Annotated in this window: 33 protein-coding genes; 1 reads left to right on the forward strand and 32 read right to left on the reverse strand. The window is 55.1% G+C overall.

The genetic code is table 11. From position 1 onward, the window contains the following. Window positions 1-109 precede the first annotated feature (109 nt). Complete coding sequence (gene uvrA, locus ACTZWX_RS15260; RefSeq protein WP_444714673.1) at window positions 110-2,929, forward strand: excinuclease ABC subunit UvrA; 2,820 nt, start codon at window positions 110-112, stop codon at window positions 2,927-2,929. A gap of 64 nt (window positions 2,930-2,993) precedes the next feature. On the opposite strand, the gene rplQ is transcribed toward uvrA, so the two are convergent. The 32 genes from rplQ to rpsL form a co-directional block, all read right to left on the reverse strand. Beyond that, window positions 2,994-3,392 (reverse strand): 50S ribosomal protein L17, encoded by a 399-nt coding sequence (rplQ, locus tag ACTZWX_RS15265; protein WP_058090008.1) that lies wholly within the window; start codon window positions 3,390-3,392, stop codon window positions 2,994-2,996. Window positions 3,393-3,425: 33 nt separating this feature from the next. After that, window positions 3,426-4,430, reverse strand: coding sequence for a DNA-directed RNA polymerase subunit alpha (locus ACTZWX_RS15270; RefSeq protein ID WP_008174911.1), 1,005 nt, complete (start codon window positions 4,428-4,430; stop codon window positions 3,426-3,428). Window positions 4,431-4,465: 35 nt separating this feature from the next. Continuing rightward, window positions 4,466-5,086 (reverse strand): 30S ribosomal protein S4, encoded by a 621-nt coding sequence (rpsD, locus tag ACTZWX_RS15275; protein WP_058090007.1) that lies wholly within the window; start codon window positions 5,084-5,086, stop codon window positions 4,466-4,468. Window positions 5,087-5,104: 18 nt separating this feature from the next. Further along, on the reverse strand, window positions 5,105-5,494 hold the full coding sequence (rpsK, locus tag ACTZWX_RS15280) for a 30S ribosomal protein S11 (RefSeq protein ID WP_007153992.1): 390 nt from the start codon (window positions 5,492-5,494) through the stop codon (window positions 5,105-5,107). Between the two features lie 13 nt (window positions 5,495-5,507). Beyond that, window positions 5,508-5,864, reverse strand: a complete 357-nt coding sequence (rpsM, locus tag ACTZWX_RS15285; RefSeq protein ID WP_029655315.1) for a 30S ribosomal protein S13 — start codon at window positions 5,862-5,864, stop codon at window positions 5,508-5,510. Between the two features lie 141 nt (window positions 5,865-6,005). Continuing rightward, window positions 6,006-6,119, reverse strand: a complete 114-nt coding sequence (gene rpmJ / locus ACTZWX_RS15290) for a 50S ribosomal protein L36 (RefSeq protein WP_004580765.1) — start codon at window positions 6,117-6,119, stop codon at window positions 6,006-6,008. A 33-nt stretch (window positions 6,120-6,152) separates the two neighbouring features. Continuing rightward, on the reverse strand, window positions 6,153-7,475 hold the full coding sequence (gene secY / locus ACTZWX_RS15295; protein WP_058090006.1) for a preprotein translocase subunit SecY: 1,323 nt from the start codon (window positions 7,473-7,475) through the stop codon (window positions 6,153-6,155). Window positions 7,476-7,492: 17 nt separating this feature from the next. After that, a complete protein-coding gene (gene rplO / locus ACTZWX_RS15300; RefSeq protein WP_022989795.1) occupies window positions 7,493-7,927 on the reverse strand; it encodes a 50S ribosomal protein L15 in 435 nt (144 codons plus the stop codon). 1 nt (window position 7,928) lies between these two features. Beyond that, on the reverse strand, window positions 7,929-8,117 hold the full coding sequence (gene rpmD / locus ACTZWX_RS15305) for a 50S ribosomal protein L30 (protein ID WP_007153997.1): 189 nt from the start codon (window positions 8,115-8,117) through the stop codon (window positions 7,929-7,931). A gap of 4 nt (window positions 8,118-8,121) precedes the next feature. Further along, on the reverse strand, window positions 8,122-8,622 hold the full coding sequence (gene rpsE / locus ACTZWX_RS15310) for a 30S ribosomal protein S5 (RefSeq protein WP_444714674.1): 501 nt from the start codon (window positions 8,620-8,622) through the stop codon (window positions 8,122-8,124). A 12-nt stretch (window positions 8,623-8,634) separates the two neighbouring features. Beyond that, window positions 8,635-8,982, reverse strand: coding sequence for a 50S ribosomal protein L18 (rplR, locus tag ACTZWX_RS15315; RefSeq protein WP_011784258.1), 348 nt, complete (start codon window positions 8,980-8,982; stop codon window positions 8,635-8,637). A gap of 9 nt (window positions 8,983-8,991) precedes the next feature. Beyond that, window positions 8,992-9,525 (reverse strand): 50S ribosomal protein L6, encoded by a 534-nt coding sequence (rplF, locus tag ACTZWX_RS15320; protein ID WP_058090004.1) that lies wholly within the window; start codon window positions 9,523-9,525, stop codon window positions 8,992-8,994. Window positions 9,526-9,534: 9 nt separating this feature from the next. Further along, window positions 9,535-9,927 carry a 30S ribosomal protein S8 gene (rpsH, locus tag ACTZWX_RS15325; RefSeq protein WP_058090003.1) on the reverse strand — a complete coding sequence of 131 codons (393 nt, stop codon included), beginning with the start codon at window positions 9,925-9,927 and terminating at the stop codon, window positions 9,535-9,537. Between the two features lie 88 nt (window positions 9,928-10,015). Continuing rightward, window positions 10,016-10,321: a 30S ribosomal protein S14 gene (gene rpsN, locus ACTZWX_RS15330; RefSeq protein WP_058090002.1), complete on the reverse strand. Its 306-nt coding sequence runs from the start codon at window positions 10,319-10,321 to the stop codon at window positions 10,016-10,018. A gap of 12 nt (window positions 10,322-10,333) precedes the next feature. Then, a complete protein-coding gene (rplE, locus tag ACTZWX_RS15335) occupies window positions 10,334-10,873 on the reverse strand; it encodes a 50S ribosomal protein L5 (protein WP_058090001.1) in 540 nt (179 codons plus the stop codon). A 15-nt stretch (window positions 10,874-10,888) separates the two neighbouring features. Beyond that, entirely contained in the window at window positions 10,889-11,209 is a 321-nt protein-coding gene (gene rplX / locus ACTZWX_RS15340) for a 50S ribosomal protein L24 (RefSeq protein ID WP_061333571.1), read from the reverse strand. Between the two features lie 17 nt (window positions 11,210-11,226). Further along, window positions 11,227-11,595 (reverse strand): 50S ribosomal protein L14, encoded by a 369-nt coding sequence (rplN, locus tag ACTZWX_RS15345; protein WP_007154005.1) that lies wholly within the window; start codon window positions 11,593-11,595, stop codon window positions 11,227-11,229. Between the two features lie 18 nt (window positions 11,596-11,613). Next, window positions 11,614-11,880 (reverse strand): 30S ribosomal protein S17, encoded by a 267-nt coding sequence (rpsQ, locus tag ACTZWX_RS15350; RefSeq protein ID WP_044387650.1) that lies wholly within the window; start codon window positions 11,878-11,880, stop codon window positions 11,614-11,616. A 1-nt stretch (window position 11,881) separates the two neighbouring features. Further along, the gene (gene rpmC, locus ACTZWX_RS15355; protein ID WP_058089999.1) at window positions 11,882-12,073 is read right to left on the reverse strand and encodes a 50S ribosomal protein L29; all 192 of its coding nucleotides are present in this window, start codon (window positions 12,071-12,073) and stop codon (window positions 11,882-11,884) included. Beyond that, window positions 12,073-12,486, reverse strand: coding sequence for a 50S ribosomal protein L16 (gene rplP, locus ACTZWX_RS15360; protein ID WP_044387654.1), 414 nt, complete (start codon window positions 12,484-12,486; stop codon window positions 12,073-12,075). Before rplP ends, rpmC begins: the two co-directional genes overlap by 1 nt. Window positions 12,487-12,498: 12 nt before the next feature. After that, a complete protein-coding gene (rpsC, locus tag ACTZWX_RS15365) occupies window positions 12,499-13,182 on the reverse strand; it encodes a 30S ribosomal protein S3 (RefSeq protein ID WP_058089998.1) in 684 nt (227 codons plus the stop codon). A gap of 11 nt (window positions 13,183-13,193) precedes the next feature. Then, entirely contained in the window at window positions 13,194-13,526 is a 333-nt protein-coding gene (gene rplV, locus ACTZWX_RS15370) for a 50S ribosomal protein L22 (protein ID WP_008940674.1), read from the reverse strand. Between the two features lie 16 nt (window positions 13,527-13,542). Then, entirely contained in the window at window positions 13,543-13,818 is a 276-nt protein-coding gene (gene rpsS, locus ACTZWX_RS15375) for a 30S ribosomal protein S19 (RefSeq protein ID WP_061333570.1), read from the reverse strand. Window positions 13,819-13,841: 23 nt separating this feature from the next. After that, window positions 13,842-14,669 carry a 50S ribosomal protein L2 gene (rplB, locus tag ACTZWX_RS15380; RefSeq protein ID WP_058089996.1) on the reverse strand — a complete coding sequence of 276 codons (828 nt, stop codon included), beginning with the start codon at window positions 14,667-14,669 and terminating at the stop codon, window positions 13,842-13,844. Window positions 14,670-14,686: 17 nt separating this feature from the next. Then, complete coding sequence (gene rplW / locus ACTZWX_RS15385; RefSeq protein WP_008174862.1) at window positions 14,687-14,980, reverse strand: 50S ribosomal protein L23; 294 nt, start codon at window positions 14,978-14,980, stop codon at window positions 14,687-14,689. After that, a complete protein-coding gene (gene rplD, locus ACTZWX_RS15390; RefSeq protein WP_061333569.1) occupies window positions 14,977-15,582 on the reverse strand; it encodes a 50S ribosomal protein L4 in 606 nt (201 codons plus the stop codon). Before rplD ends, rplW begins: the two co-directional genes overlap by 4 nt. Window positions 15,583-15,593: 11 nt before the next feature. Further along, the gene (rplC, locus tag ACTZWX_RS15395; RefSeq protein WP_058089994.1) at window positions 15,594-16,232 is read right to left on the reverse strand and encodes a 50S ribosomal protein L3; all 639 of its coding nucleotides are present in this window, start codon (window positions 16,230-16,232) and stop codon (window positions 15,594-15,596) included. A 75-nt stretch (window positions 16,233-16,307) separates the two neighbouring features. After that, entirely contained in the window at window positions 16,308-16,619 is a 312-nt protein-coding gene (gene rpsJ / locus ACTZWX_RS15400; protein ID WP_004580743.1) for a 30S ribosomal protein S10, read from the reverse strand. A 186-nt stretch (window positions 16,620-16,805) separates the two neighbouring features. Beyond that, the gene (tuf, locus tag ACTZWX_RS15405) at window positions 16,806-18,002 is read right to left on the reverse strand and encodes an elongation factor Tu (RefSeq protein ID WP_068351550.1); all 1,197 of its coding nucleotides are present in this window, start codon (window positions 18,000-18,002) and stop codon (window positions 16,806-16,808) included. A gap of 35 nt (window positions 18,003-18,037) precedes the next feature. Then, window positions 18,038-20,143, reverse strand: a complete 2,106-nt coding sequence (gene fusA / locus ACTZWX_RS15410; protein WP_342631770.1) for an elongation factor G — start codon at window positions 20,141-20,143, stop codon at window positions 18,038-18,040. Between the two features lie 18 nt (window positions 20,144-20,161). After that, window positions 20,162-20,632 carry a 30S ribosomal protein S7 gene (gene rpsG, locus ACTZWX_RS15415; protein ID WP_011784243.1) on the reverse strand — a complete coding sequence of 157 codons (471 nt, stop codon included), beginning with the start codon at window positions 20,630-20,632 and terminating at the stop codon, window positions 20,162-20,164. 113 nt (window positions 20,633-20,745) lie between these two features. Next, entirely contained in the window at window positions 20,746-21,120 is a 375-nt protein-coding gene (gene rpsL, locus ACTZWX_RS15420; protein WP_012139854.1) for a 30S ribosomal protein S12, read from the reverse strand. Window positions 21,121-21,187: the final 67 nt, after the last annotated feature.

The raw sequence follows: 21,187 nt of genomic DNA on the forward strand, positions 1-21,187 counted from the left end.
GCCCCGGGTGAGGGACTACCCAAGACCGCATACCCCAGGCGGCACAACACCAGTTTCGCCGGGGGCTACCGAAAACGATATAATGGTGGTTTTACTCAAGCGAGGTGTTATGGACCATATCCAGATCAAAGGCGCACGCACGCACAACCTGAAGAACATCGACCTGGATATGCCAAGAGACAAACTCATTGTCATCACCGGGCTGTCAGGTTCAGGAAAATCCTCACTGGCCTTCGACACCCTCTACGCCGAGGGGCAGCGCCGGTATGTAGAGTCTTTGTCCACCTATGCGCGGCAATTCCTGTCGATGATGGAAAAGCCCGATGTTGACCACATCGAAGGCCTGTCACCCGCCATTTCCATTGAACAGAAGTCCACATCCCATAACCCCCGCTCAACCGTTGGCACCATCACTGAAATCTACGACTACCTGCGACTGCTTTTTGCCCGGTCCGGCGAACCCCGCTGCCCGGACCACGGTCAGCCGCTGGAGGCCCAGACCGTCAGCCAGATGGTCGATCAAGTCCTGGCGATGCCTGAGGGCAGCAAACTGATGATCCTGGCGCCGGTGATCAGGGACCGAAAAGGCGAGCACCTCCAGGTGATTGATACCATGCGCAGCCAGGGCTTCATCCGCCTTAGGGTCGACGGCACGGTTTATGACATCGGTGATGTTCCGGCACTGGACAAGAAACGCAAACACCAGATTGATGTCGTGGTAGACCGCTTCAAGGTCAAAGAGGGCCTGGAACAGCGATTGGCGGAAAGTTTCGAAACCGCCCTTGAGTTGGCCGATGGCATCGCGCTGGTCGCCCCAATGACCGGAGACGGCGAAGAACAGACCTTCTCGGCACGCTATGCCTGTACCCAATGCGGATATTCACTGAGCGAACTCGAACCCAAGCTCTTCTCCTTCAACAACCCGGCCGGCGCATGCCCCACCTGTGACGGTCTGGGAGTGCGCCAGTTCTTTGATGCCGAAAAAGTTATCCAGAATCCGGAAGCCACACTGGCCTCCGGCGCGATCAAGGGATGGGACCGGCGCGCGGTCTATTATTTCCAGATGCTGACCAGCGTGGCCGAACATTACGACATCGACCTGGAAACGCCGTGGGAAGACTTGCCAGAACCGTTTCAGCGAGCACTGCTGTATGGTTCTGGCAATGAATACATTAGCTTCCGGTACGTCAACTCCCGTGGCCAGATCATGGAGAGAGCCCACCCCTTTGAGGGCATCATCCCGAACCTGGAACGCCGCTACCGGGAGACAGACTCCCAAAGCATGCGCGAGGAACTGGCCCGCAACCTGAGCACCCAGCCGTGCAAAGACTGCGGTGGCACCCGGCTTCGCCGCGGCGCGCGCAATGTCTTTATCGAGGAACGGACACTACCGGAAATCACTCACCTGCCGGTAGGCGACGCTCACCGTTACTTCAGTGAACTGACACTGCCAGGCCGAAAAGGTGAAATCGCCGAAAAAATCCTGAAAGAAGTGCGGGAACGCTTACAGTTCCTGGTCAATGTCGGCCTTGAGTACCTGACGCTGGAACGCAGCGCAGACACTCTCTCTGGTGGTGAGGCACAGCGGATTCGCCTGGCAAGCCAGATTGGCGCCGGGCTGGTGGGCGTCATGTATATCCTGGACGAACCATCCATCGGCCTGCACCAGCGGGACAACGACCGCCTGCTGGCCACCCTCACCCACCTGCGCGACCTCGGCAATACCGTAATTGTGGTTGAGCACGACGAAGACGCCATCCGTGCTGCCGATTATGTCATTGATATTGGGCCCGGTGCCGGCGTACACGGTGGTGAAATCGTTGCCCGCGGCACCCCTGAAGAGATTATCGCCAACCCGGCGTCGATGACGGGCCAATACCTCAGCGGCGAGAAAGAAATTGCCGTACCACCCGCCCGCAACAAGGGTAACGGCAAACACCTGGTGTTATCGGGCGCCACGGGCAACAACCTTCAGGACGTCACCCTTACGCTGCCACTGGGCGTCATGACGTGCGTAACTGGGGTCTCCGGCTCCGGCAAATCCACCCTGATCAACAGCACCCTGTACCCGGTGTCTGCCGCCAAACTGAACAAGGCCACCAGCCTGAACCATGCCCCCTATAAAAACCTGAAGGGCCTGGATCACCTCGATAAGGTCATCGACATTGATCAAAGTCCGATCGGGCGCACCCCCCGGTCGAATCCGGCGACATACACCGGCCTGTTCACCCCCATCCGTGAGCTCTTCGCCGGCACCCAGGAAGCCCGGTCCCGCGGCTACAAGCCCGGCCGATTCTCCTTCAACGTCAAAGGCGGGCGCTGTGAAGCCTGCCAGGGCGACGGCGTAATCAAAGTGGAAATGCACTTCCTGCCGGACGTCTACGTGCCCTGCGACATCTGCAAAGGCAAACGCTACAACCGGGAAACCCTGGAAGTCCGCTACAAGGGCAAGAACATCAACGAAGTGCTGGAGATGACCGTAGAGGAAGGGCGAGAGTTCTTCGACGCCGTCCCCTTTATCGCCAGAAAACTGCAAACCCTCATGGACGTGGGCCTGTCCTACATCCGTCTTGGACAGAGTGCGGTCACCCTGTCGGGCGGCGAAGCCCAGCGGGTAAAACTGGCCAAGGAACTGTCCAAGCGCGACACCGGCAAAACCCTGTACATTCTCGACGAGCCCACCACCGGCTTGCACTTCTACGACATCCAGCAACTGTTGAACGTCCTTGAACGCCTGAGGGATCACGGCAACACCATCGTGGTCATCGAGCACAACCTGGACGTGATCAAAACGGCCGACTGGATTGTCGACCTGGGACCAGAGGGTGGCTCTGGCGGAGGGCAGATTATTGCCCAGGGAACGCCGGAGGAAGTAGCGGACAATCCGGCATCCCATACGGGGCGTTATCTGAAGCCTATGCTCAAGTAGGTTTTAGCCACAAAAAAACCGGGAACCTTTCGGAACCCGGTTTTTTGTAACTAGAGCGAAGATTTTACTCTTCGCCTTCGTCCACTTCTTCAGCTTCGATGTCCAGAGGACGGCCGACCAGCTCAACGAATGCCATAGGGGCATTGTCGCCAGCACGGAAACCGCACTTCAGAATACGAAGGTAACCACCCGGACGCTCGCTGTAACGGGGACCCAGCTCATTGAACAGCTTGGCTACCGCAGCATCGCTACGCAGGCGTGAGAACGCCAGACGACGATTTGCAACCGAATCATTCTTTGCGAGCGTGATCAACGGCTCGGCTACACGACGAAGCTCTTTGGCTTTCGGCAGCGTTGTCTTGATCAGCTCATGTTCAACCAGTGACGCAGTCATGTTACGGAACATGGCCTTGCGATGCGCACTGGTCCTGCTGAACTTACGACCACTCTTACGATGACGCATTGCTCTGATTCCTTACCTTAAACTAATCGGCGATCAACCGCCCAGAACCCGGTCATCACCACGAAGGCTTGCCGGCGGCCAGTTATCAAGACGCATGCCCAGAGACAAACCACGGGACGCAAGAACGTCCTTGATCTCGGTCAGCGACTTTTTGCCAAGGTTAGGCGTCTTCAGCAGCTCCACTTCGGTGCGCTGGATAAGATCGCCGATATAGTAAATGTTTTCTGCCTTCAAGCAGTTAGCTGAACGCACAGTCAATTCCAGATCATCAACCGGGCGCAGCAGAATCGGATCGATTTCTTCCTCTTCTTCAACACGCTCTGGCTCTTTCTCATGATCGAAATCTACAAACACAGCCAGCTGCTGCTGGAGAATCGTGGCCGCCCGGCGAATCGCTTCTTCCGGATCGATGGTGCCATTTGTCTCCAGATCGATAACAAGCTTGTCGAGATCTGTACGCTGCTCAACCCGTGCGCTTTCGACGGCATACGCCACTCGGCGAACCGGGCTGAACGTAGCATCAAGCTGCAAACGTCCGATGGCACGAGTTTCATCCTCGTCCAGACCACGCTGGTCAGCCGGCTCATAGCCGCGACCGCGGGCAACACGCAAGCGCATGTTGACTTCGCCGTTCTCGCTCAGGTGACAGATCACGTGCTCGGGGTTAGCGATTTCCACATCGTGGTCCAGCTTGATATCGCCGGCGGTCACTACACCCGGGCCCTTCTTGCTGAGCGTCAGCTCAGCATCGTCACGGCCGTTCATCTTTACGGCGACGCCCTTGAGATTCAGAAGAATCTCGATGACGTCCTCCTGGACACCCTCAATGGCGCTGTACTCGTGCAGGACACCGTCGATCTGTGCTTCAGTCACGGCGCAGCCCGGCATCGAAGACAAGAGAATGCGACGCAGTGCGCTACCCAAGGTATGACCGAAACCGCGCTCAAGCGGCTCCAGTGTCACCTTGGCGCGCGTGGCGCTGGATTCTTTCACGTCAATGGTACGAGGTGTCAATAACTCATGTACTGAACGCTGCATAGACGCCCCTATCTGCTATCGTTGCTAACTGGGCTTTACTTGGAGTAAAGCTCGACGATGAGGTTCTCGTTGATGTCGGCCGGCAGTTCAGTACGCTCAGGTACTGACTTGTAAACGCCGGACATCTTGTTGGCGTCAACCTCTACCCAGCTTACCGGTGCGCGGCTACCAGCCAGATCCAGTGCACCTTTAACGCGCAGCTGGTTTTTGGCTTTCTCACGCACACTCACAACGTCGCCCGGCTTGACTTGATAGGACGGTACGTTGACCGGCTTATCGTTCACCAGGATCGCCTTGTGAGAGACGAGCTGACGGGCTTCTGCACGGGTAGAACCAAAGCCCATGCGATACACAACGTTATCCAGACGACCTTCCAGAAGTTGCAGCAGGTTTTCACCGGTTGCTCCCTTCAGACGAGCGGCCTCTTTGTAGTAGTTGCGGAATTGCTTCTCAAGTACGCCGTAGATACGACGAACTTTCTGTTTTTCACGAAGCTGTACGCCGTACTCGGACAGACGACCGCGACGCGCGCCGTGCATACCCGGCGGAGTCTCGATGTTGCACTTCGAATCGAGCGCGCGTACGCCGCTCTTCAGAAAAAGATCTGTCCCTTCACGACGAGACAGCTTGCACTTCGGGCCTATATAACGAGCCATATTTCACTGTCTCCTGTGTTAGACGCGGCGCTTCTTGGGCGGACGACAGCCGTTATGGGGAATCGGCGTCACATCAGTGATGTTGGTGATCTTGTAGCCACACGCATTAAGCGCGCGAACTGCAGATTCACGTCCGGGCCCAGGACCCTTAACCTCTACGTCCAGGTTTTTAAGGCCGTATTCAGCAGCCGCATTACCGGCTCTTTCAGCTGCTACCTGCGCAGCAAAAGGTGTACTCTTACGTGAGCCGCGGAAACCGGAACCACCTGAGGTGGCCCAGGACAGGACGTTGCCCTGACGGTCCGAAATGGTCACGATGGTGTTATTGAAGGACGCGTGAATGTGCGCGACGCCATCAACAACCGTCTTTTTCACCTTTTTACGGGTACGTGTACCTGGCTTTGCCATGTTTGCCTACCTGTTACTTACGAATAGGTTTGCGAGGACCTTTACGGGTGCGGGCGTTGGTCTTGGTGCGCTGGCCACGGACCGGAAGGCCATGACGATGACGCAGACCACGGAAGCAACCGAGATCCTTCAAACGCTTGATGTTCATCTGTACTTCACGACGCAGATCGCCTTCGACGGTGAACTTGCCCACTTCGGTACGAAGTGCTTCAAGCTGCTCGTCGCTCAGGTCTTTGACCTTGACGTCCGGCTTAACGCCGGTTGCATCGCAAAGCTTCTGGGCTGTTGTCTTGCCAACACCAAAGATGTAGGTGAGCGAGATAACAGCATGTTTGTGATCGGGTATATTGACACCGGCTATACGTGCCATCCAAATTACTCCGCGTTCAAAGCTTTGCTGTGTGAATTTTCCGCCACAAAAAGGGCGCGAAATAATAGCGCCTGACCCGCTCGCGAGTCAAGCGCTACTATTCCGAACCCCTTTTACAATGTCAGAGCGATTTCTTGGAAATCAGCCCTGGCGCTGCTTGTGACGAGGCTCCGTGCAGATGACTCGAACTGAGCCATTGCGACGAATTACTTTGCAGTTACGGCAAATTTTCTTTACCGAAGCGCGTACTTTCATTGTCGACTCCAGTTTTCAAGGGGAACGGCTGTATCAGCCGTTCCGACCATAGCCCTTGAGATTGGACTTCTTCATCAGCGATTCATACTGATGCGACATCAGGTGCGACTGAACCTGAGCCATGAAATCCATCACCACGACTACAACAATCAGCAGTGAGGTACCACCAAGATAGAAAGGTACATTACCTGCCACCATCAGGAACTGAGGGAACAAGGACACTGCTGCAATATACATAGCCCCGAACAACGTCAGACGAGTCAGTACACCATCGATGTACTTGGCAGTCTGCTCTCCTGGGCGAATGCCCGGGATGAACGCGCCGGAGCGCTTGAGGTTATCCGCAACTTCCTTCGGGTTGTACATCAGCGCTGTGTAGAAGAAGCAGAAGAAAACCACTGCTGCTGCGAACAGGATGATATACAACGGCTGGCTCGGAGCCAATGCCTGGGAGATGTCACTCAACCATTCCATGCCCTCGCCCTGACCGAACCACTGGCCCAACGAGGCCGGGAACAACAGGATCGAAGAGGCAAAGATCGGCGGAATAACACCGGCCATATTGACCTTCAGCGGCAAATGACTGGACTGCTGGGCGAATACCCGGCGGCCCTGCTGCCGTTTTGCGTAATTGATGGTCAACCGCCGCTGGCCCCGCTCCATGAACACCACGAAGCCAACCACTGCGATCGCCAGCACGCCGATACCGAGCACTACCAACAGGCTCATTTCACCGTTACGGGCCTGCTCCAGAGTCTGCCCGATGGCGCCAGGCAAGCCGGCTACAATCCCTGCAAAAATCAGCAGTGATATACCGTTACCAACGCCACGCTCAGTGATTTGCTCACCGAGCCACATCATGAACACGGCACCACAAACGAAAGACACCACCGCCACAAAATGGAAGCTGAAGCTGTCGTTGAAGGTGACGCCCTGTGAGGCCAACCCTACAGAAATACCAAAGCCCTGAACCAGGGCCAGGACAACCGTACCATACCGCGTATACTGGCTGATCTTACGACGACCTGCCTCGCCTTCTTTCTTCAGCTGCTCAAGCTGCGGACTAACCGCAGTCATGAGCTGCATGATAATAGAAGCCGAAATATACGGCATGATACCGAGTGCGAAGATACTCATGCGCTCAAGCGCACCACCGGAAAACATGTTGAACAGACTCAGGATAGTTCCCTGATTCTGGTCAAACAGTGCCGCCAACCGGTCCGGGTTGATGCCTGGTACCGGGATGTGGGCACCGATCCGGTACACCAACAATGCCAGAAACACGAACCAGAGCCGCGAACGCAGCTCTGCAAATCCTTTTCCGGCGCCCGCAGGCAATGATGCTGTCTTGGCCATTTAGTCCTCGACTCGTCTTAGTCTTCGACTTTCCCACCCGCGGCAATGATTGCCTCGCGTGCGCCTTTGGTGACACGTAGCCCTTTAACGGTTACCGCGCGATCCAGCTCACCGGACAGCATAACCTTGGCTTCGCGAATTTCTTCGCGAATGATGTCAGCCTTCTTCAGTGCAGCCAGATCGACCACGTCGCCTTCAACCTTCGCCAGTTCGTTCAGGCGAATTTCGGCAACATAGCGCTGCTGGCGGGAAGTGAAACCAAACTTGGGCAGACGACGAGCCAAAGGCTGCTGACCACCCTCGAAACCAGGCGCTACAGAGCCACCGGAACGAGATTTCAGACCTTTATGACCGCGACCACCAGTTTTACCCAGACCGCTACCGATACCACGACCAACACGCTTGGCGGAAGGACGTGAACCAGGTTCCGGAGCAAGTTCGTTCAGACGCATCTTAGTTCTCCTCAACCTGCACCAGGTAGTTAACCCGGTTGATCATGCCGCGAATAGAAGGTGTATCTTCCACTTCAACGGTATGACCGATTTTACGAAGACCCAGGCCTTTCACACACAGCTTGTGCTTGGGCTGACAGCCGATCGGGCTGCGGGTCAGAGTTACTTTGATCGTTTTCGCGTTCGCCATGACTTCAACCCAGAATATCTTCGACGGATTTACCGCGCTTGGCTGCAATATCTTCAGGCGCCTTCATGGCCTGCAGACCCTTGATGGTAGAACGTACTACGTTCACCGGGTTGGTAGAGCCGTAGCACTTGGACAGTACGTTCTGTACGCCGGCCACTTCCAGTACCGCACGCATCGCACCACCGGCGATAATACCGGTACCTTCGGATGCAGGCTGCATGAACACCTTGGAGCCACCGTGCTGGGCACGAACTGCGTACTGCAGGGTGGTGCCGTCAAGGGCCACGTCTACCATGTTCTTGCGAGCAGCTTCCATCGCCTTCTGGATGGCAACCGGGACTTCCCGAGCCTTACCACGACCGAAACCAACGCGTCCTTTGCCATCACCCACTACAGTCAGTGCGGTGAAGGCAAAAATACGGCCGCCTTTAACTACCTTGGCGACGCGATTGACCTGAACCAGCTTTTCCTGGAGCTCAGGCGCCTTCTGTTCGTTAACGCTCATCTTCTCCACCTCTTAGAATTGCAAGCCAGCTTCACGGGCTGCGTCGGCCAGAGCCTGTACACGACCGTGATAACGGTAACCTGAGCGGTCAAAAGCGACCTTCTCAATGCCTGCCGCCTTGGCACGCTCAGCAATCAGCTGACCGACCTTCTTGGCAGCGTCCACGTTACCGGTTGCACCCTGGCGCAGTTCCTTATCCAACGTGGAGGCAGTGGCCAGCACTTTGCTGCCATCTGCAGTCGTAACCTGGGCGTACATATGACGCGGCGTGCGGTGAACGCACAGACGGTCGGTACCCAGCTCACGGATCTTCATGCGCACTTTGCGTGCGCGACGCAATCTTTCGTTATTCGCGCTCATAGTCCCGCCTTATTTCTTCTTGGCTTCTTTGCGTCTGACCTGCTCATCCGCATAACGAACACCCTTGCCCTTATAAGGCTCGGGCGGACGGAACGCGCGGATTTCAGCAGCGACCTGGCCAACCTGTTGCTTGTCGATACCGCGAATCACAACTTCCGTATTGGACGGAGTTTCAGCGGTAACACCCTCGGGCAGCTCGTACTCAACCGGGTGAGAAAAACCCAGTGTCAGATTGAGCTTCTTACCTTGCGCCTGCGCACGATAACCTACGCCCGTCAGCTGCAGCTTACGCTCCCAGCCTGTGGATACGCCGGTAACCATGTTGTTAACCAGCGCACGAGTAGTACCAGCAAGAGCGCGGGACTGTTTCGCACCATCGCGGGCCGCAAAGCGAAGAGAACCCTCTTCCTGCTTCACTTCAACCGCTTGGTGAATGGTGAATTGGAGAGCTCCCTTGGAGCCCTTCACATTAATTTCCTGTCCGTTCAGCTTAACCTCAACACCGGAAGGCAGCACGACAGGATTATTGGCAACCCTGGACATGTGTATCTCCTAGAATACGGTGCAGATGACTTCGCCACCCACGCCTGCAGCACGTGCGGCGCGGTCTGTCATAACGCCCTTGGACGTTGAGACAATCGCGACTCCCAGACCGCCGGAAACCTTCGGCAGTTCCCCAGCGCCTTTGTACTGGCGCAGACTCGGACGGCTGACCCGCTTGATCTCTTCGATAACCGGCTTGCCGCCGAAGTATTTCAGAGTGATGGTCAGCTCGGGCTTCGCGTCAGCTGAAACAGAAAAATCTGCTACGTAGCCTTCATCCTTAAGGACCTGGGCCACGGAGACCTTCATTTTTGAAGACGGCATCGTCACATCAGCTTTCGATGCCATCTGGGCATTACGGATACGGGTAAACATATCCGCAAGCGTGTCTTGCATACTCATTAGTATGAGGCTCCTGATCTTTTTAGTTGTGCAGCGGCGTGCCGCACCGCTTACCAACAGGCACCTGACCGAAGTCAGGCGGCCTATCTTACCAGCTTGCCTTGGTCAGGCCCGGAACGTCACCGCGCATGCCGTACTCACGGAGTTTGATCCGTGACAGTTCGAACTTGCGCAGAACGCCGTGGGGACGACCAGTCACCTGGCAACGATTCCGAAGACGTGAGGGACTCGCATCACGAGGCAGCTGCTGCAGCTTCATTTGCGCGTTCCAACGATCTTCTTCGCTGGTATTCGGGTTTTTGATAATCGCCTTGAGCTCGGCGCGCTTGGCTGCGAATTTAGCCACAGTCTTTTCGCGCTTGAGCTCACGGTTTTTCATTGAAACCTTCGCCATGTCACTCGTTCCTTATTTCTTGAACGGAAAGCCAAAGGCTTTCAACAGTTCGCGACCTTCGTCGTCGGTACCGGCAGTGGTGGTGATGGTGATATCCAGTCCGCGGATCTTGTCGACTTTGTCGTACTCGATCTCAGGGAAGATGATCTGCTCACGAACACCCATGCTGTAGTTACCGCGACCGTCGAAGGATTTCGGGTTCAGACCGCGGAAATCACGAATGCGGGGAACCGCAATGTGCACCAGGCGATCAAAGAAATCCCACATACGCTCACCGCGCAGGGTCACCTTACAGCCAATCGGCCAACCTTCACGGATTTTGAAACCCGCTACGGATTTGCGTGCCTTGGTAACAACCGCTTTTTGACCCGCCAGGCGTTCAAGATCCGCCACAGCGTTTTCAATCAGCTTTTTGTCACCAACCGCTTCGCCAACACCCATGTTCAGGGTGATTTTCTCGATACGCGGCACCTGCATAACGTTCTTGTAACCGAACTCTTTCTGCAGGGCGGGTACCACTTCCTTAGTGTACTGCTCTTTCATGTTAAGCATCGTAACCACCACCGCTTACTGGTTATCGACAGCTTCGTTCGTGGACTTGAAGATCCGCACTTTGCTGCCGTCTTCCTTGGTCTGGAAGCCAACACGATCGGCTTTGCCGGTCTGCGGATTAAAAATAGCCACGTTGGAAGCCTGGATAGGCGCTTCTTTCTCGACGATACCACCCGGGGTGCCAAGCATCGGGTTCGGCTTGGTGTGCTTCTTCATCATATTGATGCCAGAAACAATCACACGGCCGTCGTCCTGAACCTTCAGGACTTTACCACGTTTGCCCTTGTCTTTCCCCGTGGTGACGATTACTTCGTCATCTCGTTTGATCTTTTTCATAACCGGCCTCTGGTCCTTTAAAGTACTTCGGGTGCCAGTGAGATAATCTTCATGAACTTCTCGTTACGCAGTTCACGGGTAACCGGTCCGAAGATACGGGTACCAATGGGAGCGTCCTGATTGTTCAGAAGTACCGCCGCGTTACCGTCAAAACGGATCAATGAACCGTCCGGACGACGCACACCCTTACGGGTACGTACTACAACAGCCTTGAGGACCTGGCCTTTCTTCACCTTACCGCGGGGGATGGCTTCCTTAACGGTTACCTTTATGATATCCCCAACGCTCGCATAACGCCGGTGAGATCCGCCCAGGACCTTGATGCACATAACCTGACGTGCACCACTGTTATCCGCGACTTCAAGCATTGTTTGAGTCTGAATCATGGTTGTTCTCCGGGCGAATTACACCTTGGACGCGCGTTCGGTGACTTCCACCAGGGCCCAGCTTTTGGTCTTGGAGACCGGGCGGGTTTCCTGAATGGTTACGATGTCGCCGATGTTGCACTGATTGCTTTCATCGTGCGCATGGATCTTGGTCGAGCGCTTCATGTACTTGCCGTACAGAGGATGTTTCACCTGACGCTCAACCAGGACCACGATGGACTTGTCCATCTTGTTGCTCACGACCTTGCCGCTCAGAGTTCTGGCAGTTTGGGTAGCTTCGGTCATGTCACTGTCCTGCCTTTTCATTCAATACCGTTTTAACGCGAGCGATATCGCGCTTCACCTTGCCGAGGAGGTGAGACTGATTCAGCTGACCTGTCGCTTTGCGCATGCGCAGGTTGAACTGCTCCTTCAGGAGGTCGATCAGCTCTTTGTTCAGCTCCTCGACTGACTTTTCACGCAGCTCTGTTGCATTCATCACATCACCGTCCTCGTTACAAAGGTGGTCTGTACCGGCAGTTTGGCCGCTGCAAGAGTGAAGGCCTCGCGAGCGATTTCCTCCGAAACACCTTCCATCTCGTACAACATACGGCCCGGCTGAATTTCAGCCACCCAATACTCGACAGAACCTTTACCTTTACCCATCCGTACTTCAAGCGGCTTACCGGTGATCGGCTTGTCCGGGAAGACCCGGATCCAGATCTTACCGCCCCGCTTGATACGACGTGTCATAGTACGACGTGCCGCCTCGATCTGGCGCGCAGTTATACGCCCGCGACTGGTCGCTTTCAATCCGTATTCACCGAAGCTCACCTTGTTGGCGCGGTGAGCAAGACCGGTGTTACGGCCTTTCATTACCTTGCGGAATTTGGTGCGTTTTGGTTGCAGCATAAGAGTGCCCCTTTACTTAGAACCTTTCTTCCCAGAGGCTTTCTTGTCAGCACGGACCTGCTCCATACCACCAAGAATCTCACCTTTGAAGATCCATACCTTTACGCCGATAACGCCGTAAGTGGTGTGCGCTTCATAGGTTGCATAATCAATATCTGCACGCAATGTGTGCAGAGGTACACGACCTTCGCGATACCACTCGGAACGTGCGATTTCAGCACCCCCAAGACGACCGCCAACCTGAATCTTGATACCCTTGGCACCCTGACGCATGGCGTTCTGAACCGCACGCTTCATAGCGCGACGGAACATCACACGACGCTCCAGCTGACCGGCAACGTTTTGCGCTACCAGGCGGGCATCCAGGTCCGGCTTGCGGACTTCTTCGATGTTGATGTGCACGGGCACACCCATCATGTCGCTGACTTCGCGACGCAGACGATCAACATCTTCACCCTTCTTACCGATAACAATACCGGGGCGGGCGGTATGGATCGTGATCCGGGCGTTCTGAGCAGGGCGCTCGATCACGATCTTGCTGACAGACGCCTTAACCAGACGCTTGTCCAGGAACTCGCGAACCTGAATATCATTCAGCAGATTCTTCGCGTAGTCCTTCTTGTCGGCATACCACACTGAGTTGTGCTCTTTGATCACACCCAGGCGCATGCCGGTTGGATTTACTTTATGACCCATCTGAGCATCTCCTACTTGTCGGCGACCTTGACGGTGATATGACAGGTGCGCTTGAAAATACGGTCAGCGCGCCCCTTGGCTCGAGCTTTGATTCGCTTGAGCGTTGGGCCCTCATCCACCATGACGGTGGAAACCCGCAGATCATCTACGTCCAGACCTTCGTTGTGCTCAGCGTTGGCAATGGCGGATTCAAGAGCTTTCTTGATCACAACCGCTGCCTTCTTAGGGCTGAAAGTCAGAATGTTCAGGGCGTCCTCAACAGCCTTGCCGCGTACCTGGTCGGCAACAAGACGTGCTTTCTGAGCTGAGAGGCGAGCGCCCTTGTACTTGGCTGCTACTTCCATTTCTATTACCTCACAATCAGCGTTTAGCTTTCTTGTCGGCCGCATGACCACGATAAGTACGCGTTGCCGCGAACTCACCCAGCTTATGCCCGACCATATCTTCGGTGACATAAACCGGCACGTGCTGCTTGCCGTTGTGGACTGCAATGGTCAGGCCTACCATCTCCGGAAAGATTGTTGACCGGCGGGACCAGGTTTTGATCGGCCGCTTGTCACTTGTTTCCAGAGCTGCCTCGACCTTCTTCAACAGATGCAGGTCTATAAAAGGACCTTTCTTCAAAGAACGTGGCACAGCATTTACCTCTATGTAGTCGTTTACTTGGCTGAACGACGACGTACTATCATCTTGTCAGTACGTTTGTTCTTACGAGTCTTATGCCCTTTGGTCGGAACACCCCACGGAGTAACCGGGTGACGCCCGCCAGAGGTACGCCCTTCACCACCGCCATGTGGGTGGTCAACTGGGTTCATAGCAACACCACGTACTGTTGGACGTTTACCGCGCCAACGTGATGCACCCGCTTTACCAAGCTGCTTGAGGCTGTGCTCGCTGTTGGATACTTCACCCAGCGTTGCACGGCAATCTACAAGCACCTTACGCATTTCACCTGAACGCAGGCGGATGGTGGCATAAGCCCCTTCCCGAGCTACCAGCTGTACGGATGCGCCCGCGGAGCGAGCCAGCTGGGCACCTTTGCCAGGCTTGAGTTCGACGCAGTGGATCACAGAACCAACCGGAATGTTCCGGAGTGGCAAAGTGGAGCCCACCTTAATCGGCGCGTCGACGCCGGACCGCACAGGATCACCTGCTTTCATACCTTTGGGAGCGATAATGTAACGACGCTCGCCGTCGGAGTACTTTAGCAGCGCGATGTGCGCAGAGCGGTTAGGATCATATTCCAGGCGCTCAATAACCGCCGGGATACCATCTTTGGTCCGCTTGAAATCGATTACACGGTAGTGCTGCTTGTGGCCACCACCAATGTGACGAGTAGTAATGCGGCCAGCGTTGTTACGACCACCTGACTTACTCTTAGTTTCTACCAACGGCTCGTAAGGACGTCCTTTGTGCAGATCCGGGTTGTAAAGTTTTACAACGTGACGGCGTCCGGCAGATGTTGGCTTGGTTTTGACGATCGGCATATTACGACCCCTTTACCTTATTCCACATCCAGAAAATCGATGTCCTGACCTTCTGCCAGCTTGACGTAAGCCTTACGAATGTCATTACGCTTGCCGAACCCGCGGATAGTGCGCTTGAGCTTACCCTTACGGTTCAGAACCTGAACACCTTCGACGGTGACGTTGAACAGCTGCTCAACGGCTTTCTTGATCTCCGGCTTGGTGGCGTCTGGTGCTACACGGAATACCACCTGACCACGCTCGGCTGCCAGAGACGCTTTCTCTGATACGTGCGGTCCCAGCAGGACCTTATAAATACGTTCCTGATTCATCCCAGCATCTCCTCGATCTTCTTCAGAGCGGGAACAGTTACCACGACGTTCTCGTAGGCAACCAGGCTGACCGGATCCAGACCTGCCACGTCGCGAACATCCACGTGAGGAATGTTGCGGGAAGCCAGGTGCAGGTTCTGCTCAACGCTATCGGAAAGAATCAGAGCGTTAGATACGCCCAGATCCTTCAGCTTGGCGGTGAACGCCTTGGTCTTGGGACTGTCAACGTTCATATCGTCAACAACCACCAGACGCTCCTGACGGACCAGCTCGGAAAGAATGGAACACATAGCCGCACGATACATCTTGCGGTTAACTTTCTGTTCGAAATCACGGGGCTTGGCTGCAAACGTTACGCCGCCTGAACGCCAGATCGGGCTGCGAATGGTGCCCGCACGAGCGCGACCGGTGCCCTTCTGACGCCACGGCTTCTTGCCACCGCCACTGACTTCCGAACGTGTTTTCTGAGCCTTGGTACCCTGACGGCCAGCTGCCATGTAGGCAGTTACCACCTGGTGCACCAGTGCTTCATTAAAATCTTTGGCAAACGCAGCGTCGGAAACAGAAATCCCCTTGCCGCTACCAGTAATTGTCAATTCCATCGCACCGCTCCTCAGGCTTTAACTGCAGGCTTGATGACAACGTCGCCGCCAGTCGCACCAGGTACGGCACCACTTACCAGCAGCAGGTTGCGCTCGGCATCGACACGGACGATTTTCAGGTTCTGCACAGTGACCTGCGCGTTACCCATCTGACCGGCCATCTTTTTACCCTTGAATACCTTGCCCGGAGTCTGGTTCTGACCAATGGAACCCGGAGCACGATGAGACAGGGAGTTACCGTGAGTAGCGTCCTGCATAGAGAAGTTCCAGCGCTTGACACCACCCTGGAAGCCCTTACCTTTGGACTGACCAGTGGCATCAACCACCTGACCGTCTTCAAACACAGAGACTGTCAGCTCGCCGCCTGCAGCGAGGTCTTCACCTTCGCCATCAGCCAGACGAAATTCCCACACGCCACGACCAGCTTCAACACCTGCTTTCGCAAAGTGACCAGCAGCAGCTTTGCTAACGCGGGAGGCACGACGAGAACCTACGGTTACCTGCACAGCGCGGTAGCCGTCGTTTTCGAGAGTTTTCAGTTGGGTAATGCGGTTGGGCTCAACCTCGATTACCGTTACGGGCAATGCCTGCCCCTCATCCGTAAAAATACGGGTCATACCGGCCTTACGACCGACAACACCAATTGCCATGTTTCACCTCTTAAGTGTACGGGGCTTGCACCCTCTATGGCCTGTGACAGTTACACAGACTAATACCGGGCGGTATTAGCCGAGGCTGATCTGAACGTCTACACCTGCTGCCAGGTCCAGTTTCATCAGAGCATCCACTGTCTTCTCCGTTGGCTCAACAATGTCGAGCAAACGCTTGTGGGTACGAATTTCATACTGATCACGCGCGTCTTTATTGACGTGCGGAGAGATCAATACCGTGTACTTTTCCTTGCGCGTCGGCAGAGGAATAGGACCACGCACCTGAGCGCCGGTCCGCTTGGCGGTATCGACGATCTCCTGCGTGGACTGGTCGATCAGGCGATAATCAAACGCCTTCAACCGGATTCGAATCTTTTGGCTTTGCATGATGCACCAAACTCCACTCGTAGCAGCTACTAGTTAGCCGACCTTCAAAAAAAGGAGCCGCATTGTATGCATAATACCCAACCCTGTCAACATCATTGATATTGACGGAGGCCAGGCAGACTTTGCGGCTTAAACAGAAAAAGGGGCTGAACCAGTCAGCCCCTTTTTCCTGATCAAACGAGCAGATTACTCGATGATCTTGGAGACCACGCCGGCACCAACGGTACGGCCGCCTTCACGAATCGCGAAGCGCAGACCATCTTCCATGGCGATCGGAGCGATCAGGGTAACAGTCATTTTCACGTTGTCACCCGGCATTACCATTTCAACGCCTTCCGGCAGTTCACAAGAACCGGTTACGTCAGTAGTCCGGAAGTAGAACTGCGGACGGTAGCCCTTGAAGAACGGAGTATGACGACCACCTTCTTCTTTGGACAGTACGTACACTTCACACTCGAACTTGGTGTGCGGCTTGATGGAGCCCGGTACACACAGAACCTGACCACGCTCAACGTCGTCACGCTTGGTACCACGCAGCAGAACACCTACGTTCTCACCGGCACGACCTTCGTCCAGCAGCTTGCGGAACATCTCAACACCAGTACAGGTGGTCTTGGTGGTGTCGCGGATACCCACGATTTCCACTTCGTCACCTACCTTGATGATGCCACGCTCTACACGACCGGTAACAACGGTACCACGACCAGAGATAGAGAATACGTCCTCGATCGGCATCAGGAACGGCTGATCAATCGCACGCTCCGGCTCGGGGATGTAGTCATCCAGGGCTTCTACCAGCTTCTTAACAGCAGTAGTACCCATCTCGTTGTCGTCTTTACCTTCCAGAGCCATCAGCGCAGAACCGGTGATGATCGGAGTGTCGTCACCCGGGAAGTCGTACTGGCTCAGCAGGTCACGAACTTCCATCTCTACCAGCTCAAGCAGCTCTTCATCGTCTACCATGTCCGCTTTGTTCAGGAACACAACGATGAACGGCACACCAACCTGACGGGACAGCAGGATGTGCTCACGAGTCTGCGGCATGGGGCCGTCAGCAGCGGAGCAGACCAGGATAGCGCCGTCCATCTGGGCCGCACCGGTGATCATGTTCTTAACATAATCCGCGTGGCCCGGGCAGTCTACGTGTGCGTAGTGACGGGTCGGAGAATCGTACTCAACGTGAGAGGTCGCGATGGTGATACCACGCGCACGCTCTTCCGGTGCGTTATCGATCTGATCGAAAGCACGGCTCTCACCCGTACCCCATACTTCGTGACATACACGAGTCAGGGCGGCTGTCAGAGTGGTCTTACCATGGTCAACGTGACCAATGGTGCCCACGTTTACGTGTGGCTTGTTACGCTCAAACTTTGCTTTAGACACGGTTACACCTCTTCCTGTTTCTTAAGTCCTGGGGATCAACCCTTTTTAATGATCGCTTCGGCAATGTTCGAAGGAGCTTCCATATAGCGGGAGAACTCCATCGCATAAGACGCCCGACCCTGTGTTGCAGAACGCAGGTCGGTGGCGTAACCGAACATCTCCGACAACGGAACTTCAGCACGGATGACCTTGCCCGCCGGGCTCTCATCCATACCCTGCACAAGGCCGCGACGACGGTTCAGGTCGCCAACAACGTCACCCATGTAATCTTCAGGGGTAACAACCTCAACCTTCATGATCGGCTCAAGAAGGGCAGGATTCGCTTCGAGGGCGCCTTTCTTCATCGCCATGGAACCAGCGATTTTGAACGCCATCTCGTTGGAGTCAACGTCGTGGTAGGAACCATCGTACAGCGTCGCTTTGATACCCAACAGCGGGTAGCCGGCCAGACAGCCGTTCTGCATCTGCTCTTCGATACCCTGCTGAACAGCCGGGATGTATTCCTTGGGAACCACACCACCAACGATCTCGTTCACAAAGATGAAGTTCTCACCATCTTCCACATCCAACGGCAGCGGCTCCAACTTCACTTTTACGTGACCGTACTGACCACGACCACCAGACTGACGAACAAACTTGCCTTCAACGTCAACCGGCTTGCGGATGCACTCACGGTAAGCAACCTGCGGCTTACCGATATTCGCTTCTACCTTGAACTCGCGACGCATACGGTCAACGATAATGTCGAGGTGTAGCTCACCCATACCGGAGATGATGGTCTGGCCAGACTCCTCGTCGGTGCGAACACGGAATGACGGATCTTCCTGGGCCAGTTTACCCAGAGCAACACCCATCTTTTCCTGGTCGGCTTTTGACTTCGGCTCAACCGCAACGGAGATAACCGGCTCCGGGAACTCCATGCGCTCAAGAACAATTTTGTTGTTCTCGTCACACAGGGTGTCACCCGTGGTCACGTTCTTCAGGCCGATCGCAGCTGCGATGTCGCCCGCCAGAACTTCCTTGATCTCTTCACGGTCATTGGCGTGCATCTGAACCATACGGCCCACACGCTCTTTCTTGCCCTTCACGGAATTGAATACCGCGTTACCGGACTCAAGCTTACCGGAGTAAACCCGGAAGAACGTCAGCGTACCCACGAACGGATCGGTCGCGATCTTGAACGCCAGAGCGGCGAACGGAGCATCGTCGTCAACCGGACGGGTTTCCTCGGTACCCTCGTCATCCACCTCACCGCGGATGGCTTTAACCTCATCCGGGGCCGGCAGGAATTCGATGACCGCATCCAGCACCGCCTGCACGCCTTTGTTCTTGAACGCAGAACCGCAGGTAGCCAGAACGATTTCGTTAGCGATGGTACGAGTACGCAGACCCTGCTTGATTTCTTCGTAGGTCAGCTCTTCGCCTTCGAGGTATTTCTCCATGAACTCTTCGTTGGCTTCAGCGGCGGCTTCAATCATCTGCTCGCGCGCTTTCTCAGCCTCAGCAACCATGGACTCAGGAATATCGCGAAGCTCGTAGGTCATACCCTGATCAGCTTCATTCCAGTAGATTGCCTTCATGCGAAGCAGATCCACGATACCCTCGAAATCGTCTTCGGCGCCGATCGGCAGCTGGATGGGCACAGTGATAGCACCCAGACGGTTACGAATCTGCTCAACAACGCGCATGAAGTTGGCGCCTGCACGGTCCATCTTGTTGACGAACACCATGCGGGGAACTTCATACTTGTTGGCTTGGCGCCATACAGTCTCGGACTGCGGCTCAACACCTGAGGAACCACAGAACACAACCACAGCACCATCAAGAACACGCAGGGAACGCTCTACTTCGATGGTGAAGTCAACGTGCCCCGGGGTGTCGATGATGTTGATACGGTGCTCGGGATACTGCTTGTCCATACCCTGCCAGAAGGTTGTAACAGCGGCAGACGTGATGGTGATACCACGCTCCTGCTCCTGCTCCATCCAGTCTGTAGTGGAAGCGCCGTCATGGGTCTCACCCATCTTGTGACTACGACCGGTGTAATAAAGAATACGCTCGGTGGTAGTAGTCTTGCCCGCATCCACGTGCGCACAGATACCAATGTTTCTGTAACGTTTGATAGGAGTCTTGCGTGCCACGATATAAACCTCGGCTTGTTAGAAACGGAAGTGAGAGAATGCCTTGTTGGCTTCTGCCATGCGATGCACGTCTTCGCGCTTCTTCACTGCGGCACCTTTGCTATCGGCCGCATCAAGAATTTCGCCAGCCAGACGCTGCGCCATGCTCTTCTCACCGCGCTTCCGGGAATATTCAACGAGCCAGCGCATCGCCAACGCGTTCTGACGGGAAGGCCGAACTTCTACCGGCACCTGGTAAGTAGCACCACCCACACGACGGGACTTAACCTCAACCATCGGCTGGATGTTCTCCAGGGCCTTCTCGAACATTTCGATCGGCTCTTCTTTAGATTTCTCGGCAACAATATCCAGAGCACCGTAAACAATGCGCTCTGCAACCGACTTCTTACCGCTTTCCATCACATGGTTGATGAACTTGGCAAGACGTGCACTGCCGAATTTAGGATCGGGAATGATTTCCCGCTTTGCTGCAACTCTTCTTCTAGGCATCGATAAGCCCTTATATCTAAAAGGTCTTCAGGAACCCCTGAGATAGCCAAATGCTACTCAGCCTTACTCTTACCGTTCTTACAAGCAACGATAAAAGACACCCGCTCGGGACATCAGGACTTGGGTCGTTTTGCACCGTACTTGGAGCGGCCCTGCTTACGGTTCTGAACACCTTGGGTATCCAAAGTACCGCGAACAGTGTGATAGCGCACACCCGGAAGGTCTTTTACTCGACCGCCACGGATCAGCACAACACTGTGCTCCTGAAGGTTGTGACCTTCACCACCAATGTAAGAGGAAACCTCGAAGCCGTTGGTCAGACGAACACGGCACACTTTACGAAGTGCTGAGTTCGGCTTCTTCGGCGTTGTGGTGTACACACGAGTGCACACACCACGGCGCTGAGGACAAGCCTGGAGAGCAGGAACGTCGCTCTTGGCTACCTTGCGCTTACGAGGCTTACGCACCAACTGATTAATCGTTGCCATGTAAGCAAACTCCAAAAAACCATACCAATGAAACTTACCCCCTGTGCAGGGGGTAAAATTTAAGGGA

It is taken from the genome of Marinobacter sp. NSM (genome assembly GCF_052380025.1).
Taxonomy (GTDB): domain Bacteria; phylum Pseudomonadota; class Gammaproteobacteria; order Pseudomonadales; family Oleiphilaceae; genus Marinobacter.